Below are 12,457 nucleotides of genomic sequence, written 5' to 3' on the forward strand. Positions count from 1 at the left end.
TTCCTATGAGCAAAGATAGAGTTTTTCAATCGGATTATAACAGGCGATAGAAGAAAATAACAAAATAAGCCGTATCTTTATAGGCCAAATAAACAGGATCAAAAATTGATATGGAACCATTTATACACCTCCACGTACATACCCAGTATTCACTTCTGGACGGACAGGCGTCTATTGACGCTTTGATAGACAAGGCGCAAAAAGACGGGATGCGGTCGATTGCCGTCACCGATCACGGCGTGATGTTCGGGATAAAAGAGTTTTTCAACAAGGTATCCAAGAAAAACAGCAAGCCTTTAGATGCGATCAAGGGATATGAGAAAGAGCTGAAGGAGCTGAAAGGCAAAACGGAACTTAGCGCAGAAGAGCAAACCCTCCTGGAAGAAATACCGGCAAAGATCGAAGAAGAGAGAAAAAAGATATTCAAGCCGATCTTCGGTTGCGAGTGCTATTGCGCCCGGAACGGACGGCATAGCAAACTGGCATCGCAGAACGACCGGAGCGGCTGGCACCTGATTGTCCTGGCAAAGAACCTGAACGGGTACAAGAACCTGATCAAGATGGTCTCCCTCTCCTGGACGGAAGGTTTCTACGGACGGCCGCGTATCGACAAGGAACTGCTGGAAAAATATCACGAAGACCTGATTGTCTGTTCCGCCTGTATCGGAGGGGAAGTGCCGCAGCATATCCTGAACGGACGGATGGACAAAGCGGAAGAATCGGTCCTCTGGTTCAAGAACCTGTTCGGGGAAGATTATTACCTGGAGATACAACGCCATGAGACACATGACCCGTCAGCAGCCCAGGACACCTACCCCCACCAGGTGACAGTCAACAAGGTTATACTCGAGCTGGCGAAAAAACACAACATAAAGGTAATCGCAACCAACGACGTCCATTTCGTCAATGCAGAAGATGCCGAAGCGCACGACCGGCTGATCTGCCTCAGTACGGGCAAAGACCTGGACGATCCGAACCGCATGCGTTATACCAAGCAGGAATGGATGAAAACGACGGCGGAGATGAATGCGATCTTTTCGGATGTGCCCGAAGCGTTGAGCAACACGCTCGAAATAGCCGATAAAGTCGAATTCTATTCCATCGACCACGGTCCTATCATGCCGACCTTCGCCATCCCCGAAGATTTCGGGACGGAGGAAAGCTACCGCGAGAAGTTCAGCGAACAAGACCTGTTCGAGGAATTTACACGCGACGAAAACGGAAATGTGGTGCTGAGCGAAGAGGCGGCGCACGACAAGATAAAGAAGTTAGGCGGTTATGAAAAGCTGTACCGCATCAAGTTAGAAGCCGACTACCTGAAAAAGATCACCTACGACGGGGCTAAACTCTGCTACGGGGACGAGCTGACCGACGAAGTGAAGGAACGCCTGAACTTCGAATTGCATATCATGAAGACGATGGGTTTTCCGGGCTACTTCCTGATCGTACAGGACTTTATCCGTGCCGCCCGTGAGGAGTTAGGCGTCTCGGTCGGTCCCGGCCGTGGTTCGGCTGCCGGTTCGGCTGTGGCTTATTGCTTAGGGATCACGAAAATCGACCCGATTAAATACGATTTGCTGTTCGAACGTTTCCTGAACCCGGACCGTATCTCCCTCCCCGATATCGATACCGACTTCGATGATGACGGACGAGGCGAAGTGCTCCGATGGGTAACGGAAAAATACGGTGCCGAGCGTGTGGCGCATATCATCACCTACGGCACGATGGCGACCAAGTCGGCCATCAAGGACGTGGCGCGTGTGCAGAAACTGCCGCTTTCCGAATCGAACCGTTTGGCAAAGCTTGTCCCGGACAAGATTCCCGATATGAAAAAATTCAAACTGGGAGACGCCATCAACTATGTACCGGAACTGAAAGAGGCGGCTACAGGGAATGATCCTTTGGCACGCGATACGCTTAAATACGCACAAATGTTAGAGGGCAACGTCCGCAACACCGGCGTACATGCCTGCGGCGTTATCATCGGGCGTTACGACATATCGGACGTCGTACCCGTCAGTACGGCCAAAGACAAGGATACAGGCGAAGAAATGCTGGTGACCCAGTATGAAGGCTCCGTGATCGAAGAAACCGGATTGATCAAGATGGACTTTCTCGGACTGAAAACATTGTCCATCATCAAAGAAGCAATCGAAAACATCCGCCTGACTACAGGACATGAGTTGGACATCGACCATATCAGCCTGGAAGACCCGGTGACCTACAAACTGTATTGCGACGGAAAGACCACCGGCACGTTCCAGTTTGAATCCGCCGGTATGCAGAAATACCTGAAGGAGCTGCAGCCGTCCAAGTTTGAAGACCTGATCGCGATGAACGCCCTCTACCGTCCGGGACCTATGGACTATATCCCCTCTTTCATCGCCCGTAAACAAGGGAAAGAGGAGATCAAGTACGATATTCCGGTCATGGAACGTTACCTGAAAGACACCTATGGCATTACCGTCTACCAGGAACAGGTCATGCTTCTGTCCCGTTTGCTGGCAAACTTCACACGTGGTGAGAGTGACGCCCTCCGTAAGGCAATGGGTAAAAAGCTGATCGAAAAGATGAACCACCTGAAATCCAAATTTATGGCAGGCGGAAAGGCAAACGGTTACGAGGAAAGCACGTTGCAGAAGATCTGGTCCGACTGGGAAAAATTCGCTTCCTATGCGTTCAATAAGAGCCATGCGACCTGTTATTCGTGGGTGGCCTACCAAACGGCATACCTGAAAGCCAACTATCCGTCCGAATATATGGCGGCCGTCCTGAGCCGAAGTTTGTCCAACATCGTGGATATCACGAAGTTTATGGACGAATGTAAGGCGATGGGTATCCAGGTGCTCGGACCGGATGTGAACGAGTCGATCCTCAAGTTCAGCGTAGACAAGGACAAGAACATCCGTTTCGGGTTAGGAGCCGTGAAAGGTGTCGGCGAAGCGGCTGTCCAGAACATCATCGATGTGCGTAAGAAGGACGGACCGTTCAAGAATATCTTCGATTTCGTAGAACGCGTCAACCTGACGGCCTGCAACAAAAAGAACATCGAATCGCTGGCATTGGCGGGGGCTTTCGACAATTTCGGCATCCAGCGCGAGCAGTTCTTTGCCGAAACCGGAAAAGGTGAAATATTCCTGGAGACGCTCGTACGCTACGGCAATAAGTATCAGACGGACAAAAGCACAGCCACCAACTCGCTGTTCGGTGGAGACGTACAGGTGGAGATCGCCAAACCGGAAATCCCGAAATGTGAACGCTGGAGCGACCTGGAACGCCTGAACAAGGAAAAAGAGCTGGTCGGCATCTATCTTTCCGCCCACCCGCTGGACGAATTCCGTATTATATTAACATATGTATGCAACACCGGCATGGCGGAAATCAACGACAAGGAGAGCCTGGTCGGGAAAGAGTTGTTGTTCGGCGGCATCGTGACCGATTTCCGGGAAGGCATGACAAAGAAAGGGAATCCGTACGGTATCATCAAGATAGAGGACTTTACGGGCAGTGGCGAGATAGCCCTGTTCGGGAAAGATTTCATCGAATACGGGAAATTCGGGAAACGGGGGATGTACCTGTTGATCAAAGCCCGTGTGGAAGACCGCTACAACTCCGGCCGGTTGAGCCTGTCGATCGGTTCCATCCAACTGTTGCAGGAGGAAAAAGACCGGATGATCGAAAAGATCAGTATCACGGTTCCGATCCACGACCTCGACGAGCCGACCATAAACGAGCTTTCGACCTTGATAAAGAACAATCCGGGGCAAAGCCTGTTATATTTTAAGGTAGTCGACGGGGAGCACAACATCACGCAGAACTTCTTCTCGCAGAACATACGTCTCAACGTCACGCGCAATCTGGTCGAGTTCCTGCAAACGAATGAAAATATAGACTTTAAAATTAATGGTTAGTATTTGTTGGATGCAGAAAGAATTTGTACTTTTGGCGACTCTAAACAGAAACAAATTAAATACATATAAAGATTATGGCACTACAAGTTACAGATGCAAATTTTGAAGAGTTGGTAAACTCTGGTAAGCCTATGGTTCTTGACTTTTGGGCAGAATGGTGTGGTCCTTGCCGCATGGTCGCTCCGATCATCGACGAGTTGGCAACCGAATATGAAGGCCGTGTGACAATCGGCAAAATGGATGTGGACAACAACAACGATGTGGTTGCACAGTTTGGTATCCGCAACATCCCGACCGTTCTTTTCTTCAAAGACGGACAGGTAGTGGACAAACAGGTCGGAGCTGCTCCCAAACCTACATTCGTCTCTAAAATCGACGCACTTTTATAATTTCATAGCGCGGAGCATTTCGCGTTTTCCGGGAGGGCCGGGTATTCTTTCGACAGAATATCCGGCTTTCTGCATCATACGGCGTACGACACCCTTGGCACAGTAGGTGGTCAAAATTCCTCCTTCCGCCATATGTCCATACAATTTGTCGAATATTTCCTGATTCCACATTTCCGGCTGCTTGTCCGGGGCAAAAGCATCGAAATAGACAAGGCCGATCCCTTCGGGCAGGTCGCAGGTATTGCTGTCCCCCTGTATCTTATGTAAAGTGAAACGTTCGGTGATGGCAACCTCCTGATTCCAGGCAGCGGCATGCAAAGCACGGAACAGTTCTTTCTTTTCGGGACAGACCACCTCCCCATAGTTCAATGCCTGTACAAGACCGGGGTCAAGCGGGTATAACTCGATGGAATAATAATTGACGGCACGCCCGTTCTTTTCCGCATCCAGCAAGGTAAGGAAAGCATTCAAACCAGTACCGAAACCGATCTCAAAAACGACAAGCTCTTTTCCCGTATGATGGTGCAATCCGGCCTCAATAAACACATGGCGCGATTCCTGCACCGCCCCGTTTACCGAATGATAGTGTTCATCCATTTCCGGAATAAATAATGTATGGCTGCCATCGGCCGTCTGCTGCAATTCCCGCTTCATTTGATTTTCGTCTTATTTCGTCATTATTTTGATCTTGCAAAGATATAAAAATATAGAATTGATTACTTTTGTAACCTATTATTACAAATTCCCGTAAGACTGGCTACAACTTATGAATTTAAGACTCTTTCTTCTCTTATTATTCCTGACCTGTATTCAGATCATACAGGCTCAAAAGAATTATTCCATAAAAGGGATCGTGAAAGAGGCGGCAAGTGGCGAGCCAATACCTTATGCTACTGTCGTTATCTGGAATACGACACACGGAACGGCAACAGATTCCACCGGAAATTTTGAAATAACAGGAATTGCCCCGGGCAGTTACCGGCTCCAGGCTTCATTTATCGGATACAAGCCGACGGTAACGGCAGAATTTCGCGTGGCCAATAAAGATATCTTCTTCCCGGTCGAACTCGAAACGGCCAGTGAGAGCCTGCAGGAAGTAAGCATCGTCGCCTCCCCGTTCCGGAAAACGGCAGAAAGCCCGTTGGGACTGCGCGTTATCGGTTTTAAAGAGATAGAGAAAAGTGCCGGAGGAAACCGGGATATCTCGCGTGTCGTACAATCCTTTCCGGGAGTGGCCTCTACGGCAGCTTTCCGGAACGACCTGATGGTAAGGGGCGGCGGACCGTCTGAGAACCGTTTCTTTCTGGATGGAGTAGAAATCCCCAATATCAATCACTTCTCTACGCAGGGAGCATCCGGCGGACCGGTCGGAATTATCAATCCGGACTTCATACGTGAAGTCAATTTCTATTCTGCGGCATTTCCTGCAGCCAGGGGGAATGCGCTCAGTTCCGTGCTCGACTTCAAGCTGCAGGACGGAAACAAAGAAAAATTCTCTTTGCGGGGAGTGGTCGGTGCCTCCGATGTCGGCCTATCGGCAAACGGCCCGATAGGCGACAAGACGACTTACCAGGTTTCCATACGCCGTTCGTACCTGCAATTCCTGTTCGACATGATCGGATTACCCTTTCTTCCGACCTTTACGGATGCCCAGTTCAAAATCAAACATGCTTTTAATAAGAAAAACGAACTGACCTTTATCGGATTGGGAGCCATTGACGACATGAAGCTGAACACCGGGAAGGACGATCTTAGCGAGAAAAACCAATACATACTGGCCTACCTGCCGGTCGTAAAACAAAAGACTTACACATTGGGTGCCGTTTACAAACATTTTTCAGGGCGTAATATACACACCCTGATCGTAAGCCGTAGCCAGATGAACAATAAAAACATCAAATATCAGGATAATGATGAAAGCACACCCGAAAACTTAATGTTGGATTACCGCTCGGATGAAATAGAGAATAAGTTCCGCAGCGAAAATATCTTCCGTTTGCCCTATATCCAGTTGCAAGCAGGAGGAAACATCGATTATTCGGAATATACAAACACAACTTTTCAGAAACTATATACCACCATCCCCCGGGAACTCCATTATCAGACAGACCTGGGCATCTGGAAATGGGGACTGTATGCTACAGCTATATACGAAAGCAATAACGAACGCTTTACGGCATCTTTGGGGGTGCGGGCAGATGCCAACGGATATTCTTCGGAAATGAACAACCTGCTGGACCAGCTCTCTCCGCGCCTCTCGCTCTCTTACCGCCTGTTCGGAGATATTTATCTGAATGCCAACGCAGGAAGATATTACGAATTGCCCCCTTATACGGTCCTTGGATTCAAAGACAACCAGGGTAATTATGTAAACAAGGATAACCGGTTGAGCTATATCCGGAGCGATCAGGCCGGGATCGGATTGGAATACCGTCCTTCCTCCTATCTGAAATTTACGGCGGAAGGATTCTACAAGAAATATGATCACTACCCGATATCACTGACCGACAGCATTCCGCTTGCCTCAAAAGGGACCGATTACGGCGTACTGGGAAATGAAGCTGTCAATTCTACTGCAACCGGAAGAGCTTACGGGATGGAACTGATGGGACGCTGGTATAATTATAAGGGATTGACATTTATTGCCTCCTATACTTATGTCCGAAGCGAATTTAAGGATGGACGGGGCAGTGGCCAATACATTCCATCCGCCTGGGACAACCGCCATCTTTTTACTTTCAGCGGGACCTATGCCTTACCCAGGAATTGGGATATAGGAACGAAACTACGGATAGTGGGAGGCGCGCCCTATACACCTTATGATGTCGAGAAGAGCAGTTTTGTCGATGCCTGGGATGCCAGTGGCAACCTTTATTATGACTACAGCCGGTTCAACAGTGAACGTCTGAAGCCTTTTACCCAACTGGATATCCGGATAGACAAAACATTCTATCTGAAAAAGTTTATGATAGGGGCTTATATCGACTTGCAGAACGTGCTAAATTCAAAATACAAAGAGCAGGATGTATATATTAAAACTGGCAAAATATTAAATCCGGATGCCCCTCGGGAACAACAACGTTATGAACTAAAACCGGTTGAACGCCGCACCGGGGCGCTCCTGCCCAGTATCGGCCTTATGATAGAACTTTAAAATGTTCTGATTTATGCTTAGTTATATCAAATAATTTTTATTTTTGCATACGAATTCCCAAAAGATTAATTTAGGAGTTTCAGAACAATCTTTATTTCATGAATAAATCATCGGATTACTACATAAAACAAACGTGGCGATTCTTTTTCATGGTCATTAGTTTACTCTTCACATGCCAAGTTCATGCTGATGATAGTAATCCTATTTTAATTATCAGCTCCTACAATCCGGATACCCGCAATACGACACAAAATATTTCCGAGTTCATGGAAGAATACAAACAGCTTGGCGGGACCTCGCCTGTTGTAATCGAAAACATGAACTGCAAGAGTCTCCCCGAAGCTCCCCTCTGGAAAGCAAGGATGGAGAACCTGCTGAAGAAATACCAGGGGGAAAACAAGCCTAAGCTGATCGTAATCCTCGGACAGGAAGGGTGGGCCTCCTATCTTTCGTTAGACGACAGCAGCATACGGAATATCCCGATCTTATGCGGCATGGTCAGCCGGAACGCGGTACTATTGCCTGACAGCAGCATCAACCTGTCCGAATGGGACCCCGAAAGTGTAGATATAGATGAGCTTAAAAGCAAAGAGCAGAACTTAGGCGGATTCGTCTACAATTATGATATTAAAGCAAACGTAGAGCTGGTCCGCAAGTTGTATCCGAGCACGAAACATATTGCCTTGGTTACCGACAACAGTTACGGAGGTATTTCCCTTCAAGCCTTAGTCAAAAAAGAAATCAGCCGGATAGACGGTATAGACTTCATCCCGCTGGACGGACGGAAAAACGACATTTATAATATCATCGAAGAAATCAAACGCCTACCTTCGGAAAGCGCCATTCTTTTGGGTACCTGGCGTGTGGATGTAAATGACGGGTATTATGTCGGAAACGCCACTTATACCATGATGCTCGCCAATCCGAAAGTTCCGGCATTTTCGTTGACATCCATCGGATTAAGCCATTGGGCAATCGGTGGCTATATACCTAAATACCGTTCGATCGGAAAAGACCTGGCCCGTCAGGCCGTACATGTTTTAGCGAATCGATCGGCCAAGTTCAATCCGGAAACGATTCCCAACGTATATACGTTTGACGCTAAAAAATTAAAGGAACGGGGGATCGCAACAAAAAGTCTGCCACCCCATTCCGTATTGATCAATACGGAAGTAGGATTGTTCGTGCAATATAAATTTGAAATCCTGTTAATCATTTCAGTCGTCTTGTTGTTGTTCCTGATCATGGTGCTCTACTACTATTTGCGTACCAGCAAACTGAAAAACAGATTGCTGATCCTGATCGAGAAACAGAAAGAAGATGAAATCGAGCTCCGGAAAGCGAAAGACAAAGCGGAAGAATCCGACCGCCTGAAATCAGCATTCCTCGCCAACATGAGCCACGAAATCCGTACGCCGCTGAATGCCATCGTCGGTTTCTCCAATCTGTTGACAATAGCAGAGAACGAAGAAGAGCGGGACGAATATATCAATATCATCAGCAGTAACAACGAGCTGCTCCTCCAATTGATCAATGACATTCTGGATGTGGCCAAGATTGAGGCCGGGACATTGGAATTTATCGATTCGGAGGTGGATATTAACGCGTTATTATCCGACATCGAACAATCCTCCCGCCTGAAAGCATCCGAGGGCGTGCAGGTTTCCTTTGTCGAGAAAATGCCTCACTGTGTAATCATGACGGACAAGAACCGCTTAGCACAGGTTGTTACAAACTTCATCAACAACGCCATTAAGTTTACCGAAGAGGGCAGTATCCGGTTCGGTTACCGCCGCCAGGACAACAAACTGCGATTCTATGTTACCGATACCGGATGCGGCATCGAGTCTGAAAAAATAGATATGGTTTTCAACCGTTTCGTCAAACTGAACAGTTTTGCACAGGGAACAGGCTTGGGGCTTGCAATCTGCCAGATGATTATAAAGAAATTAGGCGGCGAGATCGGTGTGGAATCCGAATTCGGAAAAGGTTCGACCTTCTGGTTCACGCTACCCGATTCGATCATTCTCAACGTAAAAAAACAGCCTAAAAAAGAAGTGGAGGAAAAGGCAGAGGAACCTGCAAGCGAAACTCCTACAAAAGCGACGTTATTGATTGCCGAAGACAACGAAAGTAACTATATTCTGATTCAGGCAGTCCTGAAAGACTACAATTTACTGCACGCCCATGACGGATGTGAAGCGGTCCGGTTATATCGTGAACACCAACCGGATATGATCCTGATGGATCTTAAAATGCCGAATATGGACGGATATGAAGCGACTGCGAGATAAGAAAAGAAGACCCGCATGTCCCGATCATAGCAGTTACCGCTTTCGCCTTCGCCGAAGACGAACAACGGGTAAAGCAAAGCGGCTTCAACGGATATGCAGCAAAACCGATCAAACCGGCAGAGCTGAAAAACCTCATCAACCAATATCTCTCGTAAAGGTTATCCGTAAACCGTTCCTACAGGACACGGGTTTGGGGAAATTGCAGGGTAAAAGTCGTCCCTTTCTCCTCTTCCGAAACAACGGTAATACTTCCCCCGTGGCGGTTCATGATCTGGCGGCAAACGCTCAGACCGATGCCCGAACCTCCCTGCTTAGTCGTAAAGAACGGGACAAAGACCTTATCCATCGCTTCCGGCACGATACCGCAGCCATTGTCGGAAACGGTGATAACCGGAACCCCTTCACGCCTGAAAGCATTCACCCGTACTTCCGGAAAGGAACAATCTTTACAGGCTTCGGCTGCATTCTTCAATAAATTAATAAGCACCTGCTCGATCATCGAGCGGTCGGCATAAACCCGCAAATCAGTCGGACGGACAGAAAATGAAAACGAGACATCTCCGGCAGGATACAAACCCCGTAAATCGTCGAACAGGGAGGAAATCGGAAACAGTTGCTGTGTAGGGGCCGGAATACGTGTCAGTTTCCGGTAGTTCTCAACAAAATCCAACAAGCCTTTGCTCCGGCGGTGTATCGTCTGCATAGCCTGAAGCATGATTCCGTAATCCCGTTCATTCAGTCCGTTGGATGCAGCCCGTTCCGTCACCGTCTCCGACAAAGAGATAATCGGGGCGATCGAGTTCATGATCTCGTGTGTGAGAACCCGGATCAACTTCTGCCAGGCCTCCGTTTCCGCCTCCGACACCACCACATTATATAAACGGGTACGAAAAGCGGACAGCGCTTCATTCATGGCACGCGTCAAGCTGGCCTCCGCACCGCCCGCCGACGGGACCGGAAAAGAAAGGTTCATATCTCCATACCGGATATTGGCAATCAGGTACTCCATCCGCTGCAACATTTTCCGTTGATCCAGATAGAGGGAAAAAGCGATACCCAACAAAATCAGAAAGCACATGACCGCCGTAAAATACAATCCTTTCAATAGCAGAAATGCAATCGAAAGAGACAACAATATCAACAATCCTATTTTCAGGAAAAGAACATAGCGTTTCATAGGCCCAGTTTATCCAGTTTCCGGTACAGGGCAAAACGGGTAATCCCCAACAGTTCGGCAGCACGGGTGATATTCCCGTCGGCACGGCGCAAAGCGCGTTCGATCGCTTCTTTCTCAAGCACGCTCAGATTCAGTTCGTCGGACAGTTCCCCTTTTTTATGGACGGGAGCCGGATGAAGCATAAAGTTTTCAGGCTTCAGCATGGAGCCGTCCGACAGGATAACAGCGCGCTCGATGGCATGCTGCAACTCGCGGACATTACCGGGCCAGGCATAACTTTGGAGTTTCGTTTTTGCATCCCGGGTAAGCCCCGTCAGTTTCTTCTTATACTTACGGGCATAGCGGTTCAGAAAATGGTCGGCCAACAACAGGATATCATTGCCCCGTTCCCGAAGCGGCGGGATATGCAGCTCGATCGTATTGATGCGGTATAGCAAATCCTGGCGGAACGTCCCTTCCTGCACCATCTCCCGGATATTCATGTTCGTCGCGGAAATCAAGCGGACATCGATCGGCACGGAACGAGTCGCTCCCAACCGCAGGATCTGCCTTTTCTCGATAGCCGTCAACAGTTTCGCCTGCATCGGCAGACTCAGATTACCGATCTCGTCCAGGAACAAAGTGCCTCCGGAAGCCACTTCCATACGTCCGGGCTTATCGCGCCGGGCATCCGTAAAAGCACCTTTCTCATACCCGAACAGCTCGCTCTCGAACAGCTGTTCCGGGATGCTTCCCAAATCGATGCTGACAAAAACCTGGCTGCTTCGGGGAGAATGATGGTAAAGGGCGCGGGCAATCAGATCCTTCCCGGTTCCGTTCTCTCCCAGGATCAGGATATTGGCATCCGTATCTTTCAGCTTGGAAACAGTAGCAAACAGTTCCTGCATGACATCGCTCTCGCCTATAATCTCAAAACCGGTCTCTTCGGAACTTTCCAACACCTCGACACGCTGTTTCAGCGTGTTGACCTCCGTACGGCTTTCACGCAGTTTCAAAGCAGCCGAAAGAGTTGCCAACAGTTTTTCTTTTTCCCAGGGTTTCGGGATGAAATCCGTAGCACCGGCTTTTATGGCACGTACGGCTTTTTCCGTATCGGCATAAGCCGTAATAAAAAGGACCACCGCATCCGGATCAGCCGCCTTTATCTTTTCCAGCCAGAAAAAACCTTCCTGCCCACTGATTGCATCCCGCCTGAAATTCATATCCAACAGGATGACATCCGGCTGGAAAGTCGACATAAAATGTTCGATCCGCTCGGGCTGTGTCGTCACCTTCACCTGTTCGACATATGGCTCCAACAACAGATTTAAGGCGAAGAGGACATCTTCGTTATCATCGATGATTAAAATCTTTCCGTTCTTCATATTTTACCAATCACTTCAATATCGGCAAAGATAGTGATTATAAGAACGGGATGTATGTGCGCTTATGCACGTTTTTTGTGCGCTTATGCACAACAAACAGGCAAACTATTTTCCTCATTCACATAAAAGCCAACCACTTACAAGTATGGCACATTATTTGTCTTTCAT

6 protein-coding genes and 1 pseudogene are annotated in these 12,457 nt (G+C 48.3%); 4 read left to right on the forward strand and 3 right to left on the reverse strand.

Annotation, left to right across the window (positions count from 1 at the left end):
- Positions 1-110 precede the first annotated feature (110 nt).
- Together dnaE and trxA are read left to right on the forward strand one after the other, a co-directional pair.
- Positions 111-3,911, forward strand: coding sequence for a DNA polymerase III subunit alpha (gene dnaE, locus DW083_RS13550; RefSeq protein ID WP_122332719.1), 3,801 nt, complete (start codon positions 111-113; stop codon positions 3,909-3,911).
- Positions 3,912-3,985: 74 nt separating this feature from the next.
- On the forward strand, positions 3,986-4,300 hold the full coding sequence (trxA, locus tag DW083_RS13555) for a thioredoxin (RefSeq protein WP_115500281.1): 315 nt from the start codon (positions 3,986-3,988) through the stop codon (positions 4,298-4,300).
- Here the strand turns inward: trxA and mnmD are convergent.
- The gene (gene mnmD, locus DW083_RS13560) at positions 4,295-4,954 is read right to left on the reverse strand and encodes a tRNA (5-methylaminomethyl-2-thiouridine)(34)-methyltransferase MnmD (protein WP_122332720.1); all 660 of its coding nucleotides are present in this window, start codon (positions 4,952-4,954) and stop codon (positions 4,295-4,297) included. The genes trxA and mnmD overlap by 6 nt on opposite strands.
- Before the next feature lie 112 nt (positions 4,955-5,066).
- Here mnmD and DW083_RS13565 point away from each other — a divergent pair, with 112 nt between their 5' ends.
- Complete coding sequence (locus DW083_RS13565) at positions 5,067-7,454, forward strand: TonB-dependent receptor (protein ID WP_122332721.1); 2,388 nt, start codon at positions 5,067-5,069, stop codon at positions 7,452-7,454.
- A 98-nt stretch (positions 7,455-7,552) separates the two neighbouring features.
- Positions 7,553-9,903 (forward strand): annotated as a pseudogene (locus DW083_RS23640) (ATP-binding protein).
- 20 nt (positions 9,904-9,923) lie between these two features.
- On the opposite strand, the gene DW083_RS13575 reads toward DW083_RS23640, so the two are convergent.
- Both DW083_RS13575 and DW083_RS13580 read right to left on the reverse strand, forming a co-directional pair.
- Entirely contained in the window at positions 9,924-10,925 is a 1,002-nt protein-coding gene (locus DW083_RS13575; RefSeq protein ID WP_122332722.1) for a PAS domain-containing sensor histidine kinase, read from the reverse strand.
- Positions 10,922-12,289 carry a sigma-54 dependent transcriptional regulator gene (locus DW083_RS13580; RefSeq protein ID WP_115500286.1) on the reverse strand — a complete coding sequence of 456 codons (1,368 nt, stop codon included), beginning with the start codon at positions 12,287-12,289 and terminating at the stop codon, positions 10,922-10,924. The genes DW083_RS13575 and DW083_RS13580 overlap by 4 nt, the downstream gene beginning before the upstream one ends.
- Positions 12,290-12,457: the final 168 nt, after the last annotated feature.

Origin of the sequence: Parabacteroides sp. AF48-14 (assembly GCF_003477465.1) — a bacterium.
Lineage (GTDB): Bacteria > Bacteroidota > Bacteroidia > Bacteroidales > Tannerellaceae > Parabacteroides > Parabacteroides acidifaciens.